The sequence below is a fragment of the Erythrobacter sp. S259 genome, from assembly GCF_057364965.1.
The window spans coordinates 2,616,315-2,643,312 of the sequence record NZ_CP200286.1; the positions used below are offsets into that span (position 1 = coordinate 2,616,315).

Annotated in this window: 29 protein-coding genes and 2 pseudogenes; 23 read left to right on the forward strand and 8 right to left on the reverse strand. The window is 56.0% G+C overall.

Features of this window, described 5'->3' with window-relative positions:
* Positions 1–26: 26 nt before the first annotated feature.
* The 3 genes from AC0V60_RS12335 to AC0V60_RS12345 are packed head-to-tail and all read left to right on the forward strand — an operon-like array spanning position 27 to position 2,322.
* Positions 27–269 (forward strand): acyl carrier protein, encoded by a 243-nt coding sequence (locus AC0V60_RS12335; protein WP_486178751.1) that lies wholly within the window; start codon positions 27–29, stop codon positions 267–269.
* A gap of 14 nt (positions 270–283) precedes the next feature.
* The gene (spt, locus tag AC0V60_RS12340) at positions 284–1,516 is read left to right on the forward strand and encodes a serine palmitoyltransferase (protein WP_486178752.1); all 1,233 of its coding nucleotides are present in this window, start codon (positions 284–286) and stop codon (positions 1,514–1,516) included.
* A gap of 11 nt (positions 1,517–1,527) precedes the next feature.
* Positions 1,528–2,322 (forward strand): enoyl-CoA hydratase/isomerase family protein, encoded by a 795-nt coding sequence (locus AC0V60_RS12345; protein ID WP_486178753.1) that lies wholly within the window; start codon positions 1,528–1,530, stop codon positions 2,320–2,322.
* A gap of 56 nt (positions 2,323–2,378) precedes the next feature.
* Here the strand turns inward: AC0V60_RS12345 and AC0V60_RS12350 are convergent.
* Positions 2,379–3,000, reverse strand: a pseudogene (locus tag AC0V60_RS12350) (YqaA family protein).
* Between the two features lie 316 nt (positions 3,001–3,316).
* On the opposite strand from AC0V60_RS12350, the gene AC0V60_RS12355 reads away from it, so the two are divergent.
* The 18 genes and pseudogenes from AC0V60_RS12355 to AC0V60_RS12440 all read left to right on the forward strand — a co-directional run bounded on the left by AC0V60_RS12355 (position 3,317) and on the right by AC0V60_RS12440 (position 18,636).
* The gene (locus AC0V60_RS12355; protein WP_486178754.1) at positions 3,317–3,790 is read left to right on the forward strand and encodes a hypothetical protein; all 474 of its coding nucleotides are present in this window, start codon (positions 3,317–3,319) and stop codon (positions 3,788–3,790) included.
* Positions 3,787–5,129 (forward strand): annotated as a pseudogene (locus AC0V60_RS12360) (DNA-packaging protein). The gene AC0V60_RS12355 and the pseudogene AC0V60_RS12360 overlap by 4 nt, the downstream one beginning before the upstream one ends.
* Before the next feature lie 30 nt (positions 5,130–5,159).
* Positions 5,160–6,317, forward strand: a complete 1,158-nt coding sequence (locus AC0V60_RS12365; RefSeq protein ID WP_486178755.1) for a phage portal protein — start codon at positions 5,160–5,162, stop codon at positions 6,315–6,317.
* Positions 6,314–6,619, forward strand: a complete 306-nt coding sequence (locus tag AC0V60_RS12370; protein WP_486178756.1) for a DUF6127 family protein — start codon at positions 6,314–6,316, stop codon at positions 6,617–6,619. Before AC0V60_RS12365 ends, AC0V60_RS12370 begins: the two co-directional genes overlap by 4 nt.
* Positions 6,619–7,038, forward strand: coding sequence for an HK97 family phage prohead protease (locus tag AC0V60_RS12375; RefSeq protein WP_486178757.1), 420 nt, complete (start codon positions 6,619–6,621; stop codon positions 7,036–7,038). The genes AC0V60_RS12370 and AC0V60_RS12375 overlap by 1 nt, the downstream gene beginning before the upstream one ends.
* A 75-nt stretch (positions 7,039–7,113) precedes the next feature.
* A complete protein-coding gene (locus tag AC0V60_RS12380) occupies positions 7,114–8,274 on the forward strand; it encodes a phage major capsid protein (protein ID WP_486178758.1) in 1,161 nt (386 codons plus the stop codon).
* A gap of 174 nt (positions 8,275–8,448) precedes the next feature.
* Positions 8,449–9,006, forward strand: coding sequence for a head-tail connector protein (locus AC0V60_RS12385; RefSeq protein ID WP_486178759.1), 558 nt, complete (start codon positions 8,449–8,451; stop codon positions 9,004–9,006).
* A gap of 165 nt (positions 9,007–9,171) precedes the next feature.
* Positions 9,172–9,564: a DUF3168 domain-containing protein gene (locus tag AC0V60_RS12390; protein WP_486178760.1), complete on the forward strand. Its 393-nt coding sequence runs from the start codon at positions 9,172–9,174 to the stop codon at positions 9,562–9,564.
* 23 nt (positions 9,565–9,587) lie between these two features.
* Complete coding sequence (locus AC0V60_RS12395) at positions 9,588–9,995, forward strand: phage tail tube protein (protein ID WP_486178761.1); 408 nt, start codon at positions 9,588–9,590, stop codon at positions 9,993–9,995.
* A complete protein-coding gene (locus tag AC0V60_RS12400; protein ID WP_486178762.1) occupies positions 9,992–10,306 on the forward strand; it encodes a gene transfer agent family protein in 315 nt (104 codons plus the stop codon). Before AC0V60_RS12395 ends, AC0V60_RS12400 begins: the two co-directional genes overlap by 4 nt.
* A complete protein-coding gene (locus AC0V60_RS12405; protein WP_486178763.1) occupies positions 10,303–10,515 on the forward strand; it encodes a phage tail assembly chaperone in 213 nt (70 codons plus the stop codon). Before AC0V60_RS12400 ends, AC0V60_RS12405 begins: the two co-directional genes overlap by 4 nt.
* The gene (locus AC0V60_RS12410; RefSeq protein ID WP_486178764.1) at positions 10,508–11,095 is read left to right on the forward strand and encodes a tail tape measure protein; all 588 of its coding nucleotides are present in this window, start codon (positions 10,508–10,510) and stop codon (positions 11,093–11,095) included. The genes AC0V60_RS12405 and AC0V60_RS12410 overlap by 8 nt, the downstream gene beginning before the upstream one ends.
* Before the next feature lie 19 nt (positions 11,096–11,114).
* On the forward strand, positions 11,115–13,436 hold the full coding sequence (locus AC0V60_RS12415) for a DUF2460 domain-containing protein (protein ID WP_486178765.1): 2,322 nt from the start codon (positions 11,115–11,117) through the stop codon (positions 13,434–13,436).
* Positions 13,433–14,251 carry a DUF2163 domain-containing protein gene (locus AC0V60_RS12420; RefSeq protein WP_486178766.1) on the forward strand — a complete coding sequence of 273 codons (819 nt, stop codon included), beginning with the start codon at positions 13,433–13,435 and terminating at the stop codon, positions 14,249–14,251. Before AC0V60_RS12415 ends, AC0V60_RS12420 begins: the two co-directional genes overlap by 4 nt.
* Positions 14,248–14,661, forward strand: coding sequence for a hypothetical protein (locus AC0V60_RS12425; RefSeq protein WP_486178767.1), 414 nt, complete (start codon positions 14,248–14,250; stop codon positions 14,659–14,661). Before AC0V60_RS12420 ends, AC0V60_RS12425 begins: the two co-directional genes overlap by 4 nt.
* A 20-nt stretch (positions 14,662–14,681) precedes the next feature.
* Complete coding sequence (locus AC0V60_RS12430; protein WP_486178768.1) at positions 14,682–16,859, forward strand: GTA baseplate fiber-binding domain-containing protein; 2,178 nt, start codon at positions 14,682–14,684, stop codon at positions 16,857–16,859.
* A 17-nt stretch (positions 16,860–16,876) separates the two neighbouring features.
* Positions 16,877–17,338 carry a DUF2793 domain-containing protein gene (locus AC0V60_RS12435; RefSeq protein WP_486178769.1) on the forward strand — a complete coding sequence of 154 codons (462 nt, stop codon included), beginning with the start codon at positions 16,877–16,879 and terminating at the stop codon, positions 17,336–17,338.
* Positions 17,339–17,514: 176 nt separating this feature from the next.
* Positions 17,515–18,636 (forward strand): OmpA family protein, encoded by a 1,122-nt coding sequence (locus tag AC0V60_RS12440; RefSeq protein ID WP_486178770.1) that lies wholly within the window; start codon positions 17,515–17,517, stop codon positions 18,634–18,636.
* A 230-nt stretch (positions 18,637–18,866) separates the two neighbouring features.
* On the opposite strand, the gene AC0V60_RS12445 is transcribed toward AC0V60_RS12440, so the two are convergent.
* The 7 genes from AC0V60_RS12445 to AC0V60_RS12475 all read right to left on the reverse strand — a co-directional run bounded on the left by AC0V60_RS12445 (position 18,867) and on the right by AC0V60_RS12475 (position 25,820).
* Positions 18,867–20,516, reverse strand: coding sequence for an MFS transporter (locus AC0V60_RS12445; RefSeq protein ID WP_486178771.1), 1,650 nt, complete (start codon positions 20,514–20,516; stop codon positions 18,867–18,869).
* A 47-nt stretch (positions 20,517–20,563) separates the two neighbouring features.
* Positions 20,564–21,247: a 7-cyano-7-deazaguanine synthase QueC gene (gene queC / locus AC0V60_RS12450; protein WP_486178772.1), complete on the reverse strand. Its 684-nt coding sequence runs from the start codon at positions 21,245–21,247 to the stop codon at positions 20,564–20,566.
* Positions 21,248–21,307: 60 nt separating this feature from the next.
* A complete protein-coding gene (locus AC0V60_RS12455) occupies positions 21,308–21,721 on the reverse strand; it encodes a hypothetical protein (RefSeq protein WP_486178773.1) in 414 nt (137 codons plus the stop codon).
* Positions 21,722–21,806: 85 nt separating this feature from the next.
* Positions 21,807–22,703: an Hsp33 family molecular chaperone HslO gene (gene hslO, locus AC0V60_RS12460; protein ID WP_486178774.1), complete on the reverse strand. Its 897-nt coding sequence runs from the start codon at positions 22,701–22,703 to the stop codon at positions 21,807–21,809.
* 67 nt (positions 22,704–22,770) lie between these two features.
* A complete protein-coding gene (gene argF / locus AC0V60_RS12465; protein ID WP_486178775.1) occupies positions 22,771–23,709 on the reverse strand; it encodes an ornithine carbamoyltransferase in 939 nt (312 codons plus the stop codon).
* Complete coding sequence (locus tag AC0V60_RS12470) at positions 23,709–24,908, reverse strand: acetylornithine transaminase (RefSeq protein ID WP_486178776.1); 1,200 nt, start codon at positions 24,906–24,908, stop codon at positions 23,709–23,711. Before AC0V60_RS12470 ends, argF begins: the two co-directional genes overlap by 1 nt.
* A 123-nt stretch (positions 24,909–25,031) precedes the next feature.
* Positions 25,032–25,820: a cold-shock protein gene (locus AC0V60_RS12475; protein ID WP_486178777.1), complete on the reverse strand. Its 789-nt coding sequence runs from the start codon at positions 25,818–25,820 to the stop codon at positions 25,032–25,034.
* A 305-nt stretch (positions 25,821–26,125) separates the two neighbouring features.
* Between AC0V60_RS12475 and AC0V60_RS12480 the strand changes: the two genes are divergently transcribed.
* Together AC0V60_RS12480 and AC0V60_RS12485 are read left to right on the forward strand one after the other, a co-directional pair.
* Positions 26,126–26,557, forward strand: a complete 432-nt coding sequence (locus AC0V60_RS12480) for a protein tyrosine phosphatase family protein (RefSeq protein ID WP_486178778.1) — start codon at positions 26,126–26,128, stop codon at positions 26,555–26,557.
* 34 nt (positions 26,558–26,591) lie between these two features.
* Positions 26,592–26,990, forward strand: a complete 399-nt coding sequence (locus tag AC0V60_RS12485) for a hypothetical protein (protein WP_486178779.1) — start codon at positions 26,592–26,594, stop codon at positions 26,988–26,990.
* The last annotated feature ends 8 nt before the right edge of the window (positions 26,991–26,998 follow it).

Sequence of the window (26,998 nt, forward strand, 5' to 3'; positions counted from 1 at the left end):
AGTGAAAATAGAAAGCAGTTCTAACCATGACCGAAGCTGAAGTTGATGAACGCATCCGCGCTTTGATTGAGCCCTTTAACAAAAAGGGTGTCGCTATTGAGAACGCGACGACATTTGCAGGCGACCTCGAATTTGACAGCCTCACTGTTATGGATTTCGTGGCTGAGATTGAGGATGAGTTTGATATCATCATCAGCATGAACCAGCAGGCTGAGATTGAGAATTACGGCCAATTGGTCACCGCAGTGCACACGCTGCAGGATAGCTGATAAGAGTTTCCCTTATGACTGACACTGCGACAACCACCGCACGCCCCAAAGGCGACCTTTTCTCCAAATTCGATGATATGATCGAACTGCGCGAGACGATCCTCGCGACAGGGGTTGAGGATCCCTACAATCTCGTCATGGAAAAAGTGCTCTCGCCAACCCGTGCGATCTGCAATGGCCGGGATACAATCTTGCTTGGCACTTACAATTATATGGGCATGACGTTTGACCCAGATGTGCTCGATGCGGGAAAAGATGCGCTGGAAAATTTCGGGTCTGGCACCACGGGTAGCCGCGTTCTGAATGGCACCTATCAAGGCCATAAGGAATGCGAGGACGCGCTCAAAGAATTTTACGCGATGGACCATGCGATGGTCTTCTCAACAGGCTATCAAGCCAACCTCGGCATCATTTCCACGATCGCAGGCAAGGGCGACTATGTCATTCTTGACATCGACAGCCATGCCTCAATCTATGACGGCTGCGCGATGGGCAATGCCGAGATTGTCGCCTTTCGTCACAACAATATTGAAGCGCTAGAAAAGCGCCTTCGCCGCCTGCCAGAAGATGCGGGCAAGCTGGTTGTGCTGGAAGGTGTGTACTCGATGCTCGGCGATGTTGCACCTCTTAAGGAGATGGTTGCGCTGGCCAAGCAATACGGCGCAATGGTGCTTGTCGATGAAGCGCATTCCATGGGTTTCATCGGTGAGAACGGGCGCGGTGTGTGCGAGGAACAAGGCGTTATTGATGATGTTGATTTCATCATCGGCACCTTTTCGAAAAGTGTCGGCACAGTCGGCGGCTTTTGTGTATCGAACCACCCCAAATTTGGCGTGATGCGGCTTGTATGTCGTCCCTACGTCTTCACCGCTTCACTTCCGCCCAGCGTTGTTGCAACAGCTGCGACCTCGATCCGCAAGCTCATGCACGGCGCGAACAAGCGGGCCCATCTTTGGGAAAATTCCAAAACGCTTCATAAGGGCCTTACCGATCTTGGTTTTAAGATCGGCACCGAAACCCCGCAAAGCGCCATCATCGCAGTCATCATGCCTGATCTGGAACAAGGCGCGATGATGTGGGAGGCGCTTTTGAAGGAGGGGCTTTACGTAAACCTCGCTCGCCCGCCCGCCACGCCAGCGGGCATGACTTTGCTGCGTTGTTCGCTTTGTGCAGAGCATTCGGCCGAAGAAGTGCAGACCATTTTGTCTATGTTTGAGCGAGCTGGTAAAGCCGTCGGCATTATATAAGGTACGACAGCATGACAGACCCGGTCCTGATCGCAGAAGAGGGTCCCCTTGCGGTCATTACGCTCAACCGGCCAGAGCGGCTCAATGCAATGGATGAAGCGCTCATCTTCGCGCTTCAAGACTATTTCAGAGCGCTGCACGACCGCCACGATATTCGGATCGTCATCCTAAAGGCTGCGGGCCGGGCCTTTTGTGCAGGGCTCGATTTGGAGGCTTGGGGTAACGAGAACGACGCAGGAGCCTTGCAGCACAGTTGGCGCACGCAGCGCAGCATTGCGACGGTGATGCAATTGATGCGGTCATGCCCGCAGCCGATTATTGCTTTGGCGCAAGGGGCTGCATGTGGCGGCGGGCTATCGCTCCTCTTGTCGAGCGACATTCGCTTTTGCACTCCGGATTTTCGGATGAATGCTGCCTACATCAAAATCGGCCTCGGCGGCTGCGATATGGGCTCCAGCTATTTCTTGCCGCGGCTGGTGGGATCGTCATTGGCGAGCGAAATGATCTTGACCGGCCGGTTCATATCGGCCGATCGCGCCTTATCTTCCGGATTCGTGAGCGAGATTGTAGGCGCGCATGAGCTTGAGGGCGCAGCGCAAAAAGTCGTCGATGAGATGCTGCTCACAGCTCCTATGGGCTTGAGGCTGAGCAAAGATGCTTTGAACCGAAATATTGATGCCCCAGGGTTCGAAGCAGCACTTGCTCTTGAGGACCGCCAGCAAGTTCTTTTGGCACAAACTCAAGATTCAAGAGAGGCACAATCCGCTTTTCTGGAGAAGAGAGCGCCACACTTTCAAGATCGGTGAGCCGTTCTGGTTATTTTCAGATAACGTGATAACCAAAACAAACGGGGATAGGGGGTCTACGCAGTGGTCACATCGGCGGCGACATCGCACACGTGAGCATCGTTATCCGAGCTTTCATTACTACCCGCTAGCTGGGTAAAAGCAATAAAACCGAGAGCGATCGTGATCACGAATAGGGTTGTGAGCAGTCCCAGATATTTGTCGATAATGCGCTTGATCGGCGCGCCAAAAACCTGAAACAGCACGCCGACCACCATGAACATCAATCCTCGTCCAGCAAGGGATGCGAGCGTGAAGGTGATCAGGTTCATTTCTATAAAGCCGGCTGTGATCGTCATCAGCTTAAAGGGAACCGGGGTGCCCGCCGCGAAAAAGACGGCCATTGCTCCTTGCTCGCGGATGTAGCATGCCGCAACGGGAAAGCTCTCGGTAAGGCCCAGCGCTGCGATGACCGATGCGCCAACCGCCTCATAGAGGAAATACCCGATTCCATAGCCGAACAGCCCGCCCAGCACCGATGAGACGGTCGCGACGATCGCGAACCATATCGCCCTTTTTGGCTCAGCAAGGCACATAAGCCCGAGCAATGGATGCGGTGGGATCGGGAAAAAGCTTGATCTCGATAAAGCAGAAGAAAGCCAACCACCACACCGCATGAGGATGCGCAGCCTTCGCCATCGTCCAATCATAAAGCGCGCGCAGCCAAGTCACTAAATCTTTGCTCCCTTGCCGAACCTCAATTTACCGCACCCCCAAAGGCGCACCAACCCGAGGCGGAATACAATCGCGCCCTATGCCAGCGCTATGCACCATGCAAACTCTTATTTATAACCTATTTGGTGATTTTGCTTGACATCGTCACGCTATTTGGTACTAATGGCACATCATCAGGAAATTGTGATTCGCTTCAGGGTGGTTTGGGACAAACCACGCAGGGCCGCACCCATCTCGGGAAGCGCGCCCTGTTTGGTCACTCTTTGACGGGAGACGACCAATGACAAGGAACAAGAACATTGTTGCACAAAAAATTGAATACAACCCGCAGGGCGCTTCGTTTCTAAAGGACGCCAAATACGACGCATTCTTGGGCTTTTTGGCAGAAAGCTCCAATGTCACCCGCTCAGCAGAACGGGCCCGCATCAGCACAGGCGCTGTGTATCAGAAAAGGCGGCAGGATGCTGTTTTCGCAAGAAAATGGCTTGCCGCTTTATACGAAGGATACCTGCACCTCGAATTGGAGGTTTTAAGACGGCTTCGTGAAGGTGAAATGCAGGCGATGAACAACGACAAATATGATTTCGCCAATGCGATCAGACTGCTTTCAGCCCACCGCGACAATGCGGCGCGCGCTCAGGCTGAACAACGCAATGTGACTGCCGAAGCTGTGCGCGCCTCTATCGACCGCAAGGTTGAAGCAATCAGAGAGCAGGTTCGGCAGGAAAAAGGTCAGGAAAGTAAGTTACCGTGACCAGCCGCTTGGAATGGCTCGCCCATGAGGATGAGTCCGTTCGTCAAGAAGTCGCAGATGCTTTGGATCAGGAAGAACGCAATGAATGGCGTTTTCACTGGGAATTGCAGGCCCGCGATGCGCAAATCGCGCCGCTTGGAGATTGGCGCACATGGCTGATCTTGGCAGGGCGCGGGTTTGGAAAAACCCGGGCAGGCGCTGAATGGGTAAAGATGCTTGCTGAAAGCAATTCGGGGGCCCGGATTGCTCTTATTTCGGCCTCACTCAACGAGGCGCGAGCCGTGATGGTGGAGGGCGAAAGCGGGCTGCTTGCTTGCTGCCCGCCCGAACGAAAACCCACCTTCGAGGCCTCGCTTAGGCGTGTTCGTTTTCCCAATGGGGCGCAGGTTCAGCTGTTTTCTGCAGCGGAACCAGAATCTTTGCGAGGCCCACAATTTAGCCACGCCTGGTGCGATGAAATCGGCAAATGGCCGCTTTCGCATGACCGGGCGACGCGGACTTGGGATAATATGCTCATGGGGCTAAGGCTGGGAAAAGACCCCCGCATTGCAGTGACAACAACCCCGCGCGTGGTTCCCATTGTGCAAAGGCTGGTTGATGGCGAGCGCGACGGAAGCGTTGTGATCACGCGGGGCTCTACATTTGATAATGCGGCTAATCTGCCGATGCGGTTCTTGGCTGCGATTGATGCCGAATTTGGCGGAACACAGCTTGCACGGCAAGAAATCGCGGGCGAAGTGCTCACCGATATTGATGGCACTTTATGGCCCCGCGCGACAATCGAAAAAGCGCGGATTATGGAACACGCCCAATCGGCTAACCCGATGTCGATCTTGACCAGGGTGGTTGTCGCAGTTGACCCGCCAATCTCGTCCTCGGGCGATGAGTGCGGCATTGTGGTTGCGGGAGTAGGACATGACGGCATCGCCCGCGTGCTCGCAGATTGTTCGGTGGGACAAGCAACGCCAAGCGAATGGGCGAAGGCAGTCGCGGTGGCCGCAGAACAGTGGGAAGCGGACCGCGTTGTTGCAGAAGCCAATCAGGGCGGAGCCATGGTGGAAAGTGTGCTTCGTGCAGCAAACGCAAATCTGCCAGTCAAGCTGGTGCACGCCAGCCGTGGCAAAGTTGCAAGAGCCGAGCCGATTGCGGCGCTTTATGAAGGGGGAAGGTTCGCCACAGCAGCCCCTTCCCGCAGCTCGAAGACCAAATGTGCGGCATGCTCACTGGCGGTGAATACGCCGGACCCGGCCGTTCGCCTGATCGCGCTGATGCGCTGGTGTGGGCGCTGACTGAACTGATGCTTGGCCAAAAGGCCAAGCCCAGCGTGCGCTCAATGTAGCGCTCGAAAGCAACACAAAGGAAATTGCCGATGGCATTGCTTGAACAACTGCTCTCTGCCTTCAAAGGCGGGGAGGAATCCCGCATGCCTTTAGCGCCAGGGATCGCGCAAGGGTGGACGCCGGCCTTTAGCCAGATGGGCAGCTCGAAACCGTATCAATATGAGCGCTGTGTGAAGGAAGGGTTCTTAAGCAACCCGATCGCACAGCGCGCCGTTCGGATCGTTGCAGAAGGCGTTGGCCAGGCGCCCGTTGCGAGCAATAATGAAAAGCTTAGCGCGCTGATCAACGCGACCAGTGCAGGCCAGTCGCTCATTGAAACCCTGGTTTCTCATTTGCTTCTGCACGGCAATGGGTTTGTCCAAATTGTGAAAGATGCCGGCGGTGAGCCCGTTGAGCTGTTTGCTTTACGCCCTGACCGGGTAGACGTTGTGCCGGGCCCTGACGGCTGGCCATGCGCCTACACCTACAGCGTCGTCGGCGACAAAATCACCCTTCCCCTCGATGACGAGGATGGGTGGCCCAATATCATTCACATCAAAGCCATGCACCCGCTCGATGACCATTGGGGTGCAAGCGCTCTTGCGGCTGCTCAGCAAGCCGTTGCCATTCATAACGCCGCATCGGAATGGAACAGGGCGCTGCTTGAAAATGCAGCTCGCCCATCAGGCGCTTTGGTTTACGAGCCCGGAGACGGCGTGGGGCTGACCAATGAACAGTTTGACCGGCTTAAAGCGGAGCTTGAGGCCGCATTTTCAGGTTCAGGCAACGCCGGACGGCCTATGCTTCTGGACGGGGGACTGCGCTGGCAATCAATGGCCATGTCACCGGCCGATATGGATTTCGCAACTCTCAAAAGCGCCGCAGCAAGGGAAATCTCTCTGGCTTTTGGCGTACCGCCGATGCTGTTGGGGCTGCCGGGGGACAACACCTATTCAAATTACCGCGAGGCCAATCGTGCGCTTTGGCGGCTGACGCTTTTGCCGCTTTCAGAGAAACTATTCTCAGCCTTGCAGGAAGGGCTTGCCCCTTGGTTTGCCGGAAGCTCGATTGCGGTCGAGCTCGATAAGATCACAGCGCTTTCAGAAGACCGCGAACGGTTATGGAAGCAAGTTTCTGATGCTGATTTTCTCTCCCGCGATGAAAAACGCGCACTCTTGGGCTTTGGACCTGCGGAGGACAGCCAATGACGCCATCAGATACCCTGGCTAGCCTTATGTCACAGGCCAATGAAGCCGGAGCCGATATCGTGACTTTGCGAGCAATCGTGGAGGAGACAACGGAGATCGCAACCGGCCGCGTGCTCGACCGGCTTGGCCTTGCTGACCCTGGCGCTGAAAACGATTTGGACGAACTTCGCGAACTGCTTCAAGCTTGGCGCGATGCAAAGGCAAGCGCATGGAAGGCTCTTATCGAGTGGATCATTCGCGCGCTTCTAGCGGTGCTTTTGGTCGGGATCGCCGTACGCCTTGGCGTTTGGGAGATGCTGTGATGAGGACCGCCGCACACTCCAAACAGCCTGTCCGTTTTGCCGGATATGCGGGTCTCTTCAATATCCCCGATGCCGATCGCGACACAATTCTGCCCGGCGCGTTTGCCGCCACTCTGGCGTCTCGCAGGAAGGCCCTTCCTCTGCTTTGGCAGCATCGCCCTGATCAGCAGATCGGTGAGATCGAAAGCGTCACGGAAGATGAGCGCGGTCTTCGCGTTATCGCCCGCATCGACTGCACAAACAGCCGCGCTGCACGTTTGCTGGCACAAGGCGAGGTCTCCGGCCTTAGTTTTGGCTACCGCGCGCGTCAGGCACGCCATAACGACAAGGGCCGCGAACTGGCTGAGATAGATCTGTTTGAGGTCAGTCTCGTGACACATCCCCTTCAACACGGCGCCCGGGTTCACCTCGTTTCCTAGCCGCCCATCACAGATCCCCTCGGGCCGCCATGTTGGGCGGCCTTTTTTATGCCAAACAGAAAGGCCAACTACCCCATGGATACCAACACAACACCGGCTGCCACCCCTGCTGTTGCAGATACGCAAATGGAAGAGAGCTTTGACATCGTTGCTCGGCAAGATCAGGCCGAAGCTGATATTCAAACCCTGCGCGGCGACGTTGACGAAGTGAAAGCGCGTCTCGACAAGGTTTCCCGTGCGGCCTCACGGCCAGCCATGGGCGGAGCCGCCGTTTCCGATCAGGAAGTGAAGGGTTTCATCGACGGATACCTGCGCCGCGGGCGCGAAACGCAGGTCAAGTCGATCAATGGCTCCTCCCCTTCCGATGGCGGATTTGCGGTGCCTCAAAAAATTGACGCAATGATCACAAGCGAGCTGGTTGAGACCAGCCCTATTCGTGCCATTGCTCAAGTCGTCCAAACGGGCACGTCAGGCTACCGTAAGCTTGTTGCAACCGGCGGCACAGCATCAGGCTGGGTGAGCGAGGTTGCCCCGCGCCCAGAAACCGACGCTCCCAATTTTGCAGAGATCGCGCCCCCGTCTGGTGACCTTTTCGCAAACCCAGCGGCAAGCCAGGGAATGCTCGACGATGCGGCATTCGATCTTGAATCATGGCTTGCCAGCGAAATCGCGACTGAATTTGCACGGGCTGAAGGCTCTGCCTTCGTCGATGGCACAGGCATCAATCAGCCAGAAGGCTTCCTGCGCTCGCCCACCAGCACCGCAGAAGATGGTGTGCGCGCCTTCAAGACGGTTCAATACATCGGTTCAGGCGATGCGAACGGCTTTGACAGCGCGCCAGAGGCCAAAATGATTGACCTTATCCATTCGCTCAAATCTGGGCACCGTCAAGGCGCAAGCTTTGTCATGAACTCAGCGACCCTTGCAACTGTCCGCAAACTTAAAACAGCTGATGGCGCATTCCTTTGGCAGCCCGGCATGGTCGAGGGCCAACCAGATCGTCTGCTCGGCTATCCAGTGGTTGAAGCTGAAGATATGCCAGACGTCGCCTCGGGCGAATTCCCGATTGCCTTTGGTAACTTCCGGCATGGCTATCTGATTGCAGAACACAGCACGACACGCGTGCTGCGCGATCCGTTCTCTAACAAACCGTTTGTCCACTTCTATGCGACCAAGCGTATCGGCGGCCAGGTGCTCGATTCAAACGCGATCAAGCTGTTGAAGATCGAAGCCTAACGCTCCTGCAGGTGCCGCTTAGCGGCGGCATCATCTGCTCCCGGCAAGGTCGAGTTCCCCCTTTACTCCCTTGCCGGCACCCCTCACCCGCGCCCCGCAGACCAAGCTTCACTCCAGCTGGCTGCAATGGGCGCGGGTGCACCTTGATCCATTTCTCAAATTTGGGAGACCGCTATGCAGCGGAAAATTGTGGAGCCAGCTGACTTGAACGGCGGAGCGCTTGCTGAATTGAAGAGCTGGCTTGGAATAACCCGGCCCGATGAAGATGCCCTTCTTACTGACCTTTTGCATACCGCGCTTTCCATGTGCGAGAGCTTCACAGGTCAGTCCCCATTGTCGCAGCTCATAGAAGAACGTCTCCCGATCCAAGTCGGGCAATCCAAGCTGGCCTCGCGGCCTGTAAACTCCATTTCAGGTGCCGAGCTCATATCGGAAAATGGTGATCGAACAGCGCTCCAAGCCGCGCAATTTGAGACCAAAATTCAGCCTTGCGGCAATATGGTTTTTCAATTGCTCGGCAGTTTAGAGGGCCAAGCGTTGGTGGTGACAGCCAGAGTTGGAATCGCCGAGACATGGGAAACAGTCCCAGCGCCGCTAAAGCAGGGCATCATCCGCCTGTGCGCCTATGACTATCAGGACCGTGACCGCCCAGGCGATGGCAAAAAACCGACCTCGCCGCCAGCGATCGTCAGTGCCCTATGGCGCCCTTGGCAGTCCCCACGCCTCACATGATTACCGTCCATAGCCCTAGCGATGAGTTGATCCGGCGTTTGCGCACAAACGCCGAGCGCATTGGCCAAGACATCGCGATAAGGCGCAAGCGTAAGCGGCACGCTGGCTCACCCAACTGGCATTCAGCGCAGGCCCTGTGGCCCGGCTTCACGAGAGGTTGATCATATGGAAAATCATTTACGCGCTGAGCTAATTAGATGGCTGCGCGATGACCCCGAACTTGCTGCAATCAACGCAATAGAGGAGGAGGCTCCTGTCAAAGCAAGCGCGCCGTGGCTCGGTATAGCGGCCAGCGCTTCCATTGATTGGGGCACAAAAGAACGGCCCGGCCGCGAGGTTCGTATCGCGATTGAACTCGAGAGCCGCGCGGATGAGCCCGATGCCGATGGACCATTACTCAACGCTATCGAGCGCCGCGTGCTTGATCTGCCCCCATTTCAAAGCGGATTTGAGCTTGCCTCCATACGTTTCCTGCGTGCTCGCAGCGAAGAGCGTGCGGGCAACCTTCGCGCAGCATTGCTCGAATTCCGTTTCCGGATTTTCACCCCACAAACCTGAACACTCACAATTGGAGAGACCTTATGCCAGCGCAGAATGGATCTGCTTTCTTGCTCAAAATCGGAGATGGCGGCTCGCCCATTTCCTATGAAACCGTGGCCGGCATGCGGACCACACAATTGTCAATCAATGGTGACCTTGTTGCGGTGACCAACAAAGAATCGGGGGGATGGCGCGATCTTTTATCTGGGGCGGGCACACGGTCTGTTTCGGTCAATGCGGCTGGAATATTCCTTGGCAGCGACGCGGAATCCTCGGTTCGCGCCCATGCTCTTGGAGGCACTATTGATGAGTATGAATTGTCATTCGAAGATGGCGAGCGTTTGCGCGGTCGCTTTGTGGTTCAGAGACTCGATTATTCGGGCGATTTCAATGGCGAGCGAAATTACACGCTTCAGCTTGAAAGCTCAGGTCCGATTGTTCCGGCATGACCCAGGCCGCTAACGCGCTGAGGGGCGAGGCCCATTTTGAGATCGGCGAGCGTCCGTTCCGATTGCGTCCAAGCTTTGAGAACCTCGTTGCTGCTGAGGCGGAAATCGGCTCGCTCTTTGCTCTTGTCGAACGCGCGTCTGATGGCACGCTAACACTTTCTGAAGTCAGCGCATTGATTTGGCACTGCATTGAGACCGATGATCGGCCCGCGCGTGAAGAGGTTGGGAAGGCGGTCCTTAAACGCGGACTGATCGAGACGACAAAGCCTGTGCGCGCAATCCTCTCACAGGTTTTGCAAGGTCAATCATGACCGAAAGCGATCCGGGCGAATTTGCCGCCTCTGCCCCGCAGTGGTGGAGCATCGCTGCGCGGTGGCTTGGCTGGCGCCCCGATGAATTTTGGAAAGCCACCCCAGGGGAGCTCAGAAGCGCGGTCACTGACCCCAATGGGCTCGAGAATGCACAGGGCCCTTCGTTGGAAACAATAGCCGAAATGTTGGAGCGTGAACGCAATGGATGATGAGTATTTTGAAGAGCTGGTGATTGATGTTCGTGCGACGACCGACAGGTTCAATGCCGACATTGAGGCGGTCAGAGGCACGGTAGATTCCTCTTTGCTCAATAGCTTTGACAGGGCAGGATCTGTTCTGGAACGCGGCCTCTTGTCAGCGGTGCGGCGGGGCTCTCTTGGCTTTGATGACCTGCAAAAAGTGGCATTTCGCGCGCTCGATTCTATCGCATCTCGCGCAATCAGCTCAGGGATTGGTTCCCTTTTCAGCGGCATCGGCTCGGGCTCTGGCTCAGGGCTAGGCGGGCTATTGGGGCAGACTTTTGGTGCGCTACTTGGTGCACCGGGTCGTGCAATAGGGGGGCCGGTCTCACCGGGGAGAGGATATCTGGTCGGCGAGAACGGTCCTGAATTGTTCGTGCCAACGTCTTCGGGGCGCATCGCCGCTAATCAAGGAACAGGCGCACCTGGCGGTGATGTTCGCGTCGCAATCCAGCTTGCCTCTCCTCGCGGAACAGCCGCACCGGCCGCCATGCAGCGCTCCTCACGCCAGGTCGCGAGCGCCGTTCGCCGCGCCTTGCAAGACCGCTAGAACACAAAGGGGATAAGCTATGGCATATTGGCTAGCGCGCGAACGCCGCGGGCAGGAATCCAGCTTTATTCAGCGTTTCGATCCTCGCTTCTGGAGAGTGAACTTCCCGCGCCCCGCGATGGCTTCAGTGGTCACGACCGGCGCTGCATCAATGCAGATTGACGTTGAGCTTCATCACGAAGGTGAGCTTGTCGGCCTTATCTGGGAGAGCGAAGATACTGTTGATCACCCCCTGCTCGCTTACGAAACGAACCGCGATTACTCAAACACAATCCTGAAGTTCAGATGGCAATCGGAAGGGGTCATCGCTCTTGATGAGGTCAACGGCCCCACGCTGACAATCGAGGGACGTGACGCGCAAGGGGATCCCCAAGCGTGGTATATCAGACTGTGGAACTACGCTGACGGTACGCCGACAGATGCGGTGATCACACTGGCGTTTTCAGAGCTGGAAAGCGGGTTTTCTCTGCCGGGCACAGCAATCTATCCCGCGGATATTGACCGCATGTTTATCTCGCTTGTTGCGCCCGATTTCGCAGCAGGCAGCACAGCTTCTCTACCAGCCCGTTTTAACGGGAAAGTGACAGTTTCCGAAGTCGCGGCAGATGGCCGGCATGGGATGCTCGAAATCGGCGATGTTAGGCTCCCCATTCATGGCGAGCGGCTCGCGACTGCGTATGACGACGCCTATGATCAAACGCCCGCGCGCATATTGCGCAATCTTATTGGTCTGGGCTACCGGGAAGACGTGATCCATTATGTCGGCATGAGCCATTTCATGCGGCTTGGACAACTGGGCGGAGAGTTGCTGGTATTGCCTTCCGGTGACCTCTGCGCGCCGTGCGAGGAATGGCATCGCAATTTCTTCGCTCTGGCAAAAGCAGATGAGATCGAGATCATCGCGTCGATTTCCTACGAGCTATTCAACGCTTATTGCCCGCAAGATTGGAAGCAGCGCACATTGAACGGTGATCCGGCGTTGACAGGTTGGGTGCCGCCTTCGAGCTTGTTGTCCCCTGCCAACACGGATGCCATGGCGTGGCTTCGGGCAAGCGCAAGCGCGTTCGTCGATTTGTTGGCCCAAGCTTCCTTGCCGGTGCGATTCCAGATCGGTGAGCCATGGTGGTGGACCACAGCGCAAGGCGAAATCTGCATCTACGATGATGCAGCAAGGGCAGCGTTTGGCGGAAATCCGCCAGATATTCCCGATATTCGCGACCCGCTCGACAATGATCAAACAGCACTTCTCGATGCAGCAGGCGCACTTTTGGCCCAGTCGACAGCAGATCTAACCGCGGCAGTGAGAGCCGCCGCTCCGTCTGTTGCCGAAGTCTTGCTGCTCGCCTTTACTCCCACGATCCTCAATCCTGAAATGCCGGAACTGCAGCGGGCAAACCTGCCCATTGGCTGGGCAAAACCTGCCTTCGATCGCTTGCAACTCGAAGACTATGATTGGCTGACCGATGGCGCCGATGCGCTGCGACGCGCGGCCTATGTTTTTGCCGATACACGCCTGCAATATCCTCTTGAAGAACAAGACTATCTCGCAGGCTTCGTTCTGCAAGAACAAGATGATGAACCCTACTGGGCCCGTATTGATCGCGGGTTGGATGAAGCCGCAGCACGGCACATCGAGCGCAGATATGTGTGGGCTCAGCCGCAAGTCAATCGTGACGGCTACACCCGTATTCCTTCAAATCGAGAGGACGCAATGGAAGCCTTTGACGATATCATTTATCCCTTCGCTCTTGGTCGCAGCGCATCGGTTGCCCCCGAATTCTCTACCTCGATAGCGGTCACTTCCTCAGGCCATGAACGGCGAAATTCGCTGTGGTCTGATGCTAAGGTCCATTTCGATGTGGGCCCCGGCATACGCTCAGAGCAAGAATTGTGTGAGCTGATTGGCTTCTTTAGAGCGAGGCGCGGTGCAGCTCGCGGTTTTCTGATCAGCGATCCTACTGACCACAGTTCAAACGGTATGACGGGCACGCCTACGATGCTTGACCAACTTATCGGCCTAGGGGACGGTGTCGCAGCAGAATTCCAGCTTACCAAATCGTATGGCAGCAGCACCGAACCTCAAATCCGCCCCATAACGCGGCCAAGGGCAGAGACGCTCATTGTAAGCGTGGACGCAGAGCTCTCAACTGGCTGGTTCCTAGGCGACAAGGGCAAGTTGATCTTCAACACAGCGCCGGCAATCGGGGCAGAAATTCGTGCGGGTTTCCTCTTTGATGTACCGGTTCGTTTTGCCGAGGACAGGGTTGATATCTCCGGTGTCAATTTTGAAGCCGGTGAGGCTCCAAGCATTCCATTAATCGAGCTGCGGGAAGAGTTATGACTCGCGTTTTCTTTGAACGCGAGCTCGATACTGCAGCAACATTTTGGCGAGTGTTTCGAAGGGACGGCGTAGCGCTCGGGTTTACCAGCCATGACCAAGATCTTGGATTTGATGGCATTGTCCACCGCGCAGCGCCCGGCATGGTGCCGACAGCCATTCGGCTCACTTCCGACCTAACAGAAGAAAACGCTGGCGTTGAAGGCGCGCTCAGTCACGATGCGATTAGAGAAAGCGACCTTGCCGCTGGCCTTTTTGACGAAGCCGCGATCGAAGTGGGGATTGTCGATTGGGAAAGCCTTGAAAACCGCGTTCTTTATTCCGGCACGCTTGGCCGCGTCGAGGATGATCGCAGAGCATTTTCCGGAGAGCTCAGATCGTCCAAGAGTATTCTTGAGAAAGATCTTGTGCCGCGCACGAGCCCTACATGCAGGGCCATGTTTTGCGGGCGAGGCTGCGGATTGTCCGCCACCCATTTTACAAGCCGGGTTAAGGTCAACGAAATCGACATTGATCTCAATCGAATCCGGGTCGCCGGGATTACAGCGCAGAATTATCTGGATGGCCAAGTCCGCTTTCTTGATGGGCCCCAAACGGGGCTCGCATTTGTGATTGTTGGCATTGAAGGCGAATGGTTGGCTCTCGACAGACCGCTAGCCATCGGGCTTGAGGAAGGCGTTCCAGCTGAGCTGCGCGAGGGCTGCGACCATACGTTGACCACATGCTCGGACAGGTTCGCAAATGCTGTGAATTTCAGAGGTGAACCGTTTCTACCTGGTAACGACCTGCTGGCGCGATATGGCCAAGGTTTGGGATGACCAAAACCAACCTACGCAGCAAAGAGCTGGCAAAGGCGGCCGCTCGGCTTGTTGGAGTGCGCTTTGTATTGCATGGCCGCGACCCAGCTCAGGGGCTGGATTGCATCGGATTGCTCGCATGCAGCCTCAAAGCAATAGGCTTCGAGCCCAAAATCCCGGCAGGCTACCGGCTTCGTGTGTCTGATCCATCTGTATGGATCGGTTACGCTGCTGAAACGGGGCTGATCCAAGTGACTGGCCCGATCAAAACGGGGGATGTTCTTTTGCTGAGACCGGGCCCCGCCCAACTTCATGTTGTGATTGCCGCCAGCTCCCGCAGCGCGATTCATGCGCATGCCGGGCTACGTCAGGTTGTCAAACAACCAATGGCATTGATTGACAACCAAATAGCTCACTGGCGCTTGCCTTAGAACCTTGTGAGGAAAAAGTTATGGCAACTTTGCTTTTGACAGCGGTGGGCACTGCTGTGGGCGGTCCGATTGGAGGCGCGGTTGGCGCTTTCATCGGCCAACAGGCGGACCAAGCCGTTTTTGGCTCCGGCCAGCAGGGCCCACGTCTTAAAGAGCTAACCGTGACCACATCGAGTTATGGACAACCGCTCCCGCGCAATTTTGGCCGTATGCGCGTGGCAGGATCAATAATTTGGTCCACAGAACTAACGGAGACCCAAAATAATGAGGGGGGCAGCAAGGGGCAGCCCTCCACGACCACATTTTCTTACTCAGCGTCTTTTGCCGTTGCTCTTTCGAGTACACCAATCGACCGAATTGGACGAATTTGGGCGGATGGCAACCTACTACGCGGGGCGGCCGGAGACCTTAAAGTGGGCGGGGTAATGCGCAGCTACAAGGGCACTGGCGATTCCGGCGTTGACCCTCTCATCGCTGCTGACAAAGGCGATCTTGCGCCTGCTTTTCGCGACATCGCTTATGTTGTTTTCGAAGAATTGCAGCTCAACGATTTTGGCAATCGTATTCCGGCCCTGACTTTCGAAATTTTTGCACCCGATGATGAAACCGTTTCAGTCGGCCAACTGGTGCCAAGCGCGTTACCCGGCGAGGGGGACCTAGTGCTCAAGAATGCACGCGGATTTTCAGATGAAGGCGGACCGATCGGCTCTACACTTTCAACAATCAATCAGGTGTTTCCTCTCGTCTGCACCACAAGCGCCCATGGCCTTCAACTTTCGTCCGCCTACTCAAGCGCAGGTTCAATCCCGGTTTTACCTGAACAAATTTCGCTGCGTGACAGTGAGGACGCTAGCGAACAAAATAGACAGCGCGGCGAACGGGTCGGAAGCGAACCGCTTGCACTTCGGTATTATGACGAGGATCGCGATTATCAGCCAAGTGTGCAGCGCGCCCTTGGCCTTAGACCGGACGGGCGAGAAATCATGGTGGACCTGCCCGCCGCGATGAACGCACAAGGCGCGCGCCAGCTGGCCAACTCGAATGCCCACCGCGCGCGTTGGAGCAATGAACAGATCGTTTGGAGGACAGGCGAACTCGATCCCTCGATTGCACCAGGCACTCTGGTCCGCCTCCCGAATGCTCCAGGTATTTGGCTTGTTAAGAGCTGGGAGTGGTCAGATCTCGGGGTGGAATTGGGTCTCGATAGACTATCGCCAGAAATTGCTGGTGGCTTGATCGCAGATGGCGGGGCTTCCAATGCCCCGGCCGATAACCCCATCACACCCACGCAACTTTTCGCGATTGAAACGCCGCCAACGGACAGAACGCCGCAAGCCAGCCGTACGATTTTGGCGGCAGCAACTTCAGAAAGTGCCGGTTGGAGAGGTGCTGCGCTCTTTGTTGAAGAGGGCGCGGCCCTCGCAGAGGCGGGGAGCACCGGAAATGGCCGTACAGTGGCGGGCAGACTGACATCTTCGATCGGTCTATCTGGATGCGCGGTAATCGAGCGCAATTCAGAGATTCTCATTCACCTTGATGCGCCTGACCTAAGCTTTCAAAGCACGGATGTTGCAGGCCTTGCAGCAGGCGCGAATCGCTTGATGGTTGGCGGTGAGCTGATCCAGTTTCTTAATGCTCAGTCACTTGGCAATGGCGATTGGCGCTTGCTCGGTTTGCTGCGAGGAAGAGCTGGAACCGAACCCGCTGCCGCGCTGGGCCACCCGAGCGGGACAAGCGCAGTTCTTCTGGATGAGCGTCTCACAGCGATTGACCCTCTGCTGGTTCCCTCAGGCGCCCCCGCGCGGCTCGCGGCGATTGGCCTTGCTGATGAAGAACCGGTTTTCGCTGACCTTCAAAATCAAGGGCTCTCACAGCGCGCAATCATGCCGATCGCACCGAAAACGCGCATGCATGCCGACGGGAATTGGCGCCTTTGTTGGACCCGCCGCGCAAGAGGGCAGTGGACGTGGCCAGACGGCGTTGAAGTGCCGCTGGTTGAGGAACAGGAACTCTACAAAGTGGGCTTCGGACCATGCGACAACCCTCACGAGGCTTGGACAGTAACCGAGCCTCGATTCGATCTTGCACAATCCGCCAGAGCTCAGCTCTTAGCAAGTTATGGACCGGGTCAAGTTTGGGTAAGCCAAATTGGCACATTCAAAGAATCACCACCTCTTTTGCTCACTTCGCTTGCGTAAAGACTAGGAGACCAACGATGGCAAACCCGATCAATTTCCCTTCCACCAGCACGAATTTCTCCTTTCCACTTCTATTCGCTGGACAGGCGCAGAAAGAACCCTTCATCAATCATGCGTTTTCCTTGATTGACGGATTGTTGGCGGGAACGGTTGTCGCTTCGCTTTCTGAACCACCTAGCGCGCCGGGAGAGGGATCTGCCTATCGGATACTTAAGAATGCTTCAGGCCAGTGGGATGGCCATGACCACCAGATCGCGGTGTATATCGCAGGTGCATGGGATTTTGCGGATCCGAGCCATGGTATGACGCTCTTCGATCAATCCGCAGGCGTTCAAATGCGCTTTACGGTCGAGTGGCAAACCGCCGCCGAGCCTGCAGAGCCGAGTGGGGGTACGACCATTGACGCGGAAGCACGAGTCGCAATTTCGGACTTGATTATCGCTTTGCGCACAGCAGGCATTCTTGGAAATGGGACGTAGCACGCAGCTTCTGACACGCTAAACGAGCCGGAAATCAATTTATTGCACTACTTTTCGGTTTTTGAGATGAATATAGAGGCAAACATGCAACAGTTAGGTCAATTGACTGCTTGCGTGTGCAAAATCGAGAAGTTAGACAACAATCGCGCCTCAACTCAAAAAAGGGGAATTCCACAATGCGCAATATCGTCATTGGTTTTGCGATGGCTTCGACCGCTCTTGCAACACCGGCCATGGCCCGCGATGGTCAATGGTACATCCAAGGTGATGCGGGTGCGATGATCGTCGAAGACATCGACTTTGATATTAACGGCACTCCTGATCAGGCAGTTGCAGATCACGACATCGGATTTGATGTCGGTGGCGCCGTGGGTTACGATTTCGGTGTATTTCGGCTTGAAGCTGAAGCCAGCTATCGTCGCGCTGATCTTGATGATGTGGGTGCCGCTGCTGCGGGACTTCCACTCGACACCCCAACTAACCTATTCACGAATGAAGTAAGGCCAGCGAGCGGCGAAAGTGACGCTCTCAGCTTTATGCTAAACGGTCTTGTGGATTTCGGTCCTGATGATGGGATTCAAGGTTTTGCCGGAGGCGGTGTTGGCATCGCTCGTGTTGATGTTGAAGGTACAACTTTCGCACCAGGACCAGGCGTTTGGAACGATTCGGACACAGGGTTTGCTTGGCAAATTCTCGCAGGCGTACGCGCGCCGGTTAGCGATAAGTTCGATGTAGGATTGAAGTATCGCTACTTCAGGGCCGAAGACGTTGATATTATTGATCCGATTGGCCGCGATCTCAGCGGGTCTTTCGAATCGCACTCGATCCTGGGCACACTGACTTACAACTTCGGTGGTGAGGCACCGCCTCCACCTCCACCTCCACCACCTCCACCGCCACCTCCACCGCCGCCGCCTCCACCGCCGCCTCCACCGCCGCCGCCGCCGTGCAATACCGGCCCGTACATCGTCTTCTTTGATTTCGATGAGTCAGTGATCACAGCTGATGCTGCTACGATCTTGGACAATGCGGTGACGGCATATGCGAACTGCGGTACTGCAGCGGTGATGCTTGCCGGTCACACTGACCGTTCAGGCAGCCTTTCGTACAACGAGGCTCTTGCTGAGCGTCGCAACGTAAGCGTGTCGGAATATCTTTCCGGTCGGGGCATCCCGATGGGCCGTATTTCCAGCCAAGCATTCGGTGAAACGCAGAACCGCGTCCCAACCGAAGATGGAGTACGCGAGCTGCAAAACCGCCGCGTTGAAGTCACTTACGGGCCTGGTTCGGGCATGTAAGGGGAGGCTTCATTGCCAAACTTTAAGGAGGGGCTGGAGAAATCCAGCCCCTTTTTTCGTTTATTGAAACGAGTGAGCTGAATAGAGCATGCTCAAGAGCGAAACACCCGTTTGAAACAAAGCTGAAAGCTCCAGCGCAACAAAGCGCACGTGACGCAGATCGAGGATCGCCGTCTAGGCAGAATATCGCTCGAAGGCCGAGCTGCAGCTTTCCCAAACGTCTTGTAGAGTCAGTCTCGGCCGATCTCTTCACCGGCAGCCTCAGCTCGCTCGATAACGGAAGAACTAGCCTTTGGTGTGAGCCTAATCGCTGCCATGAGAATAATTAGCCCAATCGGCGCAATCCAAAGCGTAGAAAGTACCCCCATGCTCAGGTCGTCGCTATTCTGAGCAGAAACGTAACCCGCTGTGTATGGCCCGAGCGCCAGTCCCACGAGCGTTGTAGCGAGAAAGAAAGTTGCAGTCGCCGTACCACGCATCCTTGGAAGCACTAGCGCCTGACTGGCGGCTGCTGCTGCACCCAGAGCAGACGCTGCCAAAGCGCCGACAACGATATTCAGCAAAATGAACAAAGTGTAACTCTCAGTCGTGTACTGAACGAGCGCAAATGGGATTGGGCTCAAAAGTCCAAAGAGCACAACCCATACGCGTCCTGCGCTTGTGCGACTGATCAAAGCGTCCGCCATTCGCCCACCCAGTATTACGCCAAGAAAGCCGCCCACAGCTCCCCCACCGCCAAGGAAAAAGCCCAGATTACCTTTCGAAACATCGAATACGCGTTCTGCATAGGGCGCGCCCCAATAGCTTGCAGCATAAGCCATAAATGCGACCGTCCCATAGCCCAGAATAGTGCATAGAAATGCAGGCGAGCCCCAGGTCAGTGCGAAGGTAGGGTAATCGCGCAAGCGTAGGGAACTTGCCCAACTGAAAACTGCGTAGTACCCAAGAGCCAACAAGAACCACTGATCGCTTACGAACGGTAGGCTTACGCCAACCGCATTCTCGATGGCCTCCATAATAAAGCCTTGGCCGGTGCCGAGAATAAGTGTGAGAAAATGCCCCGCCACAAACGCCAAGACGAAGACGGCAATGTTAATCGCTAGTGCAATCGGACCTCGCGATGCTGCACCAAAGAAAGTGAACCCTGGGATCACAGTCGTCAGCTCTTTCACAAAACCATGAAATGGCGCGGGATCTTCAGCTGTAGGAATGCCATCAATCGCACCGCGAATGGGCTCACGAAGCGTCGCGACCCATACCGCAAGAAGCAACCCCGGAATACCGACAGCGATAAAAGCTGCTTGCCAACCAGCTATACCGAGCGGTCCACCGGCTGGAAAAGTATCGTTCCATTGGTCTACGACCAACCCGCCAATTGCTAACGAAATTCCGCCGCCGATGTAGAGGCCTGAACTGTAAATCGCTAACGCGGTCGCTCTCAGGCGCGCGGGGAACCAGTCAGAAATAAGAGAATAAGCGGACGGGCTAGCGGTCGCTTCACCAACTCCTACCCCAATTCGCGCAACGGTCAGCTGGCCTGCGTCTTTTGCAAATCCCGACAAGGCCGTCATTGCCGACCAGAGGCTGAGCCCCAAAGTCATTAAGCGAATTCGCTTCCAGCTGTCCGCAAGCTTTCCCAGTGGGATCCCGAAGAGCGCATAAAAGATCGCGAAAGCAGTCCCGTAAAGAAAGCCTAAATAGGCGTCATCAACGCCAAGGTCGGCCTTGATGTCATTGGCGAGAATTGAGAGAATTTGCCTGTCGATGAAGTTCAGCACATAGACTAGGACCAATACGCTGAGCGCGTACCAGCTGTAGGTTGGGACGGACGCATTTTCTTGTTCAGCCGCATGGGGCCGCGCTTCAACATCTGCACTCAATGAACACTCTCCCAACGCCCTATTGCGAGCGACTTCTGTCGCTCACCTTATGCTGCGTAAGCAGTGCTATCGGCAATTCCCGCTTCGGCAAAACCCTTTTTGCGCAAACGACACGAATCGCACTTTCCGCAGGCGAGACCATCGCCTGCCGGGTCATAACAGGACCAGCTCAAGGCCGGATCCAATCCTAACCTTGCGCACTCAGCTGCTATATCGGCCTTGGTCATCTCTTGAAGCGGTGCATGAATAGTAACGGGGTCCCCCTCGACGCCAGCCTTAGTCCCCAAACGTGCCGTCTCTGCGAAACTCTCGATGAATTCTGGCCGACAATCGGGATACCCTGAATAGTCGAGCGCATTCACCCCAATGAAAATATCTTTGGCCGCTTTCGCTTCAGCGCAAGCCGCTGTGAGAGCGAGGAAGACGAGATTTCTTGCAGGAACATAAGTGACAGGAATAGCGTCTCCGACCCCGCCTTTGGGAACGTCAATATCATCGGTGAGCGCTGAACCGCCGAAAGCGCGTAAATCGAGCGCGATCTCGGTCCGGCTGGCTAGCCCCAACCGTTTAGCTATCTGCTTCGCGCGGTCGAGCTCAATCCGATGTCGTTGACCGTAATCGACGGTCAGCGCGTGGACCACGAACCCCTCTTCTAGGGCCCGAGCAGCCGAGACCATCGAATCCAAGCCACCTGAAAGCAGCACGATAGCTGAAGATTTTGAAGATGCCATGCTGCGGCGCTAAAGTTCTATCTACCGATTGGCAATATTCAGATGCGGCAGAACGGTTTTCTAGCAGCTGCCGGTGCGCCGTGCTTCCGCTGCAAACTGGAACGGCAGGCCAGAGGCAATGCCCTGACTTTCTATTTGGACCAAATCACGCGTTTCCATGCGAACGTTGGTGCGACCATATCCATTGCCGGGACAAGTGTACTGGACAGCCACTTTACTCGCCGCATCCTCAACCACAAAACGACTGCAATCTGGCTCCTCATGACGAAGCTGAATGAGCTCACGTCCGGTCTTCAAGCAGATTTTGCGATCAGCCGACCCATCCCGGTGCTTTAACGTCCATTCACCTTTGGTCAGACCTTCAAGCATGGAAAGGCTATCTGACTGCGCAGCGGCAGGCAGTGCCAATCCCAGGGCCACCATACCGGCGGCCGCAGCGATCCCGATCGGTGAAACTTTTGCATTCAAAGCCATTTGCAATACCTCGGACTTTCGGGTGACGGTTTCTTGTCGATTTATACTCTCGCACGATGAGCCGTTGCTGAACGGCGACAAAGCGTTAAATTGGCAATGCGAATGTCTTGGCACAAAAGGCGCAATCAACGCTTATCACGCCCGAATCATCGCGCATCTCATCCCGCTCCTCTTCCGGAAAACGAGAAATTACCGATGTGTAATAATTCGCGCTGCACCGGCATCCACGCGATAGTTCGCTGCCCGCCGACACGCGCACTTCGCTTTCTTCGTGAAACAGGCGCCAAACGATAGTCTCGAGCGGCAAATCCTCGTCGAGCAGCTCGTCGTGGCTCACAGAGCCTGCCATTGTCGCCACGTGCTCCCAATCAGGATGGTCCAACCTCACGTGGAGCCGCTCCCGTCCTTCCTCTCCATCCGCCAAGTGCTGGATAAGAAGTCCCGCTGCTGTCCCGCCGCTCCTGTCAGACCGGCTTGCAACGCGGATTAGTGTTGGGATTTGCTCTGATTGGCTGAAATAGGCTTCGCACGCCTCGGCGAGACTATCGCCTTCGAGCGGAACAATCCCTTGATAACGCTGGCCCGCACCGGTCTCGAAAGTGATCGCAAGATAGCCTTCACCAAAAAGCGATTTGAGCGAAGGGTTTGCTCCAAGATGTGCAAGCCGTTCGGCATCAAATTCGGCGTAACCCCGGATGCTCCCCGCGCGGAAATCGCACACTAACAGTGATACGGGGCCCACTTTGGTCTGCGCCTGCATGGTGAGCTGCGCATCATCCCCTTCACTTTTGAGCAAGCCGCCCATCAACGCGGCAAGGACTAGCGCTTCTTCCAAAAGGTGGGTCACTGGCGCTGGGTAGTCGTGGGCCGCCAGTACATCATCAATCACGCGGTCCAGACGCACCAAGCGCCCGCGCGCGCTGCGGTCTGGCACGGTGAAGCCAAGAAGTTGGTCAGCAAAAGTTTCAGTCTGTGTGCTCATGCAGGCTCATATGGTGATGGCTTTACCGCTCGATAAGAGCCAAAATGCTGCTCATGAGGACAATCGCCTAGGCAAGCTTTCCAAAGCACCACAAAAGCACCGACTTCTGCGCGTGAATGCGGTTTTCGGCTTCGTCAAAAACAACCGATTGCTTGCTCTCAAAGACGCCCTCGCTCACTTCGTCGCCGACATGTGCAGGCAGACAGTGGAGGAAAAGCGCATCCGGCTTTGCCTTGGCCATGAGCGCCTCATTGACTTGGAACGGTTCCATGGCCCGGCGCTTTTCATCAGCATCATCCTGACCCATTGATATCCATGTGTCAGTGACGAGCACATCGGCGCCGTTTGCCGCTTCCTCAGCAGATTTGGTCAATGTCACCCTAGCCCCGCCTGCGCGCGCCATCTCAACAAATTCTGGTGAAGGTTCGAATCCGCTAGGTGTTGCCACGCGCACATTGAACTTCATCAAGCCAGCGGCTTCAAGGACCGAGTGCAGCACATTGTTGCCGTCACCAAACCAGGCGAGTTCAAGCCCGGGTAGAGGTTTGCCGTGCTCGATCACAGTGAGCAGGTCAGCGACGATCTGACAGGGGTGAGAACGGTCCGTCAGTCCGTTGATCACCGGCACTGCCGCGTGACGCGCCATCTCCTCGATCTTTGCGTGATCATCGGTGCGCAGCATAATTGCATCGACCATACGGCTCAGTACACGGGCGGTGTCCGCAATGGATTCGCCGCGACCAAGTTGGCTTGAGCCTGCTTCGAGGATCAGGACCGTGCCTCCCAATTGCCGCATGGCAATGTCGAAGCTGACCCGGGTTCGCGTAGAGTTTTTCTCAAACACCAGAGCCAGAACACGTCCAGCGAGTGGAGCATCGCGATCTGCTGCGCCTTTTGGCTCATCTTTGCGCGCGGCCTTGCGATCAATCGCATCGGCAATCATCGCAGCGATTGCGTCTGGACCTGCATCGCCCAGGTCGAGAAAGTGTTGAGTTGTTTTTGACATTACGCAGGTTCCGGCACTTTGAAGCTGGCAGCGCCCGCAGAGAGCTTTTCGAAGAATTCGTCAATCTCAGCATCGCCGATCACAAGCGGCGGGATCACACGCAAAGTCTGATCCCCAGCAGCGACTGTAAGAAGTTGATGATTGTCGCGCAGGTGCACGAAGAACGGGCGGCTCTCCACCTTCATCTTGATGCCGAGCATAAGACCCTTGCCGCGGACAAGCTCAAACAAATCAGGGTAATTGCCGATAAACTGCTCAAGCCGCGTGCGAATGCGTTCGCCTTTCTCGGTGACCGCTCCCAAAAATTCGGGGTTGGCCACAGCCTCAATCACAGCGCTTCCCGCTGCCATTGCAAGCGGATTGCCGCCATAGGTCGAGCCGTGCGTGCCAAAGGTCATGCCCCGCGCCGCCTTTTCAGTGGCAAGAACGGCGCCGAGAGGGAAACCGCCCCCCAGGCCCTTTGCCGTGGCGACAATGTCAGGTTCGATCCCGTAGTGCTCATGTGCATACATTTTGCCAGTGCGCGCGACACCGCACTGCACTTCATCGAGCACCAGCATAAGATCATGCTCATCAGCAAGCGCGCGCAGGCCTTTCATGAAGGCGTCCGATGCGGGACGAATGCCGCCCTCGCCTTGGATCGGTTCGACGAGGAAGCCTGCTGTGTTGGGGCCCATCAAGGCTTTCGCAGATTCCAAATCGTCGAACTCTGCGTATTTGAAGCCATCGAGTAGCGGCGAGAAACCGTGGTGCATCTTGGTTTGGTTGGATGCACTAATCGTCGCCATTGTGCGGCCGTGAAAGGCATTGGCGAAGGTGATGAGCTCAAAACGCTCTGGATTGCCTGCATCGCCGACATTTTGGTGATACGCGCGCGCGGCTTTAATCGCTCCCTCCACCGCCTCAGCACCGGAATTGGTGAAGAAGACCGTGTCGGCAAAAGTCGCATCAACCAATTGCTGCGCCAGCTTTTCGCCTTGCGGGCTACCATAAAGGTTTGAGACGTGCATGAGATCGGCGGCTTGTGTTTGGATAGCCTCGATCAGCCCTGCATGGGAGTGACCCAAGAGGTTCACCGCGATACCGCTGGCAAAATCCAGATAACGCGTGCCGTCCTCATCAATAAGGTGGCAATTCTCTCCCCTAACCGGCCGGACCCCGCACCTCGGGTAAACAGGCATAAGCGGCGATATCGTCATAATCTGAATTCCTAGATTCTTGTCTAAGGGCCCAAATGCAAAAGGCGGCCCACAATTGAGCCGCCTTTCGTGAATTTACAAGGCCGCTCGATCAATCAGTCAACGGCCATAGTGCGCTGGAGATTACTCCTGAACAGGCACCAGATTGACCGCAGAATATTTCCCTCGTCGGTCTACCTCGAGGTCGAACTCAAACCGTTCGCCTTCGTTGATTTCGGTAAGGCCTGACCGCTCAACCGCACTAATGTGTACGAACGCATCTGGCTGGCCATCGTCACGCACGAGAAAACCAAAACCCTTCATCGAATTGAAGAATTTCACCGTTCCTGTCGCTTTATCGCCTGTAAGCTCGCGCTTGGGCGGGCCCGCGTCAGCCTTCTCGACTGCGATGACGTCGCCCACAACCTGAAGGTCTTGCGCGGAGACTTTTCCGCCGCGATCGACCAGGTTGAATTCGAGTTCTTGACCCTCAGCAAGGCCTTCGAGACCGGCGCGCTCTACCGCACTGATGTGAACGAACACGTCCTCACCCCCGGTTTCTTGCTGGATGAAACCGAAACCTTTTTGGCCATTGAAGAATTTGACTGTGCCTTTGCCGGTGCCAACGACCTGAGCGGGCATGCGGTTAAAACCGCCGCCTCCACCAGCACCGCCGCCACCGCGAGGACCACCGCCGCCGCGCGGGCCGCCACTAAAGCCGCCGCGATCACCGCCGCCAAAACGGTCACCACCGCCTCCGCCGCCGTAACGATCGCCGCCGCCGAAGCGGTCGCCGCCACGGTCATTTCCACGGTCATTTCCGAAGTCGCGCGGGGGCTGGAAACCATCACCGCCGCCAAATGGGTCAAACCCTTCTTCGCCGAATCCGTCGCGCTTGTCCCGGCCGCGCCGACGTCCCCTGTCGTATCCCATAACTGAGCAAATACCTTATAGCGCTGCCCAACTTCCTGAATGCCAAAACGCGAGGGCAACGAGCCGCGCCAGACACTGAGTACACGTTCGGGGAATCCAAACGTAGCTCTTTCCATTTCGCTCTATAGCGCACATAGCCTCCGTATGCGAACGATTTAAGCGCTTTACTGGACGTCTCGGAAAAACGTGATGGATTCTAGAGCAATCTGGACACGGAAAATCAGGTCATGAATGCCGGTTTCCGACCGGGTCACTTGGGTTTACCGAGCCTTAGAAAAGCGGAAGAAAACGGAAGGCTTGTTGCTGTGTCGAACTTTAGAACTCTTTCAGATTCGGTATTTGCAAGCGTGCAAATTTCCTTGGAAGATATCGTTGCCGCAAAGGCGGCAGGGATCACAACAATCGTCAATAATCGCCCCGACGGCGAGGACCCAGGCGCCCCTCAAAGCGATGCTATAGAGGCCGAAGCGAAGGCGGCGGGCTTGGGCTATGTGTCTATTCCTATTGGACATTCTGGTTTCAGTGAGCCGCAAATCGACGCGATGATCGACGCAATGGAAGCAGCCCCGGGGCCCGTACTCGCCTATTGCCGGTCAGGCACGCGGTCCACATTCCTATGGGCGCTTTCGAGCGCGAAGATGGGCGCTGATCCTGATGAGATTGTTCGAGCAGCGATGGCGGCTGGATATGATGTTAGCCCGGTCCGGCCCATGATGGACATGCTTGCAGCCCGCTGATTGGCGGTTGCACACACGAGCATAAGACAAGGCCATGGAAATACCCGCTCTGCTGTTGCAATTTGGCGGCTCTTTGATCGCTATATTTTCGCTTTTTGGCCTCGCAAAAGCGCTGAAACTGGGCGGCAAGCCTAAGCTTGCGGGTAAAGAATCGGTGAGGTTCGCGGCCAGCGAAGCAGAGGACGGCTTTTACGCCGAACTTGTCGCAATTGGCCGCACGGGAGAGGCCGCCCTAGCCTCTGACCCCAAGGGCAGGATCATGGTCATCAAGCGGCACGGCAACCGTTTTGCAGGGCGCATGTTAGACAGCGGCGCGCGCGTGCACGAAGAGGTCGACGCCATCGTCGTAGATTGCCGCGATGCGCGTTTTGGCAAAGTTCGTCTCTCCATCGACAATCCCGGTATTTGGGTTGATGCGATCAACCGGCTATAACCTGCCAA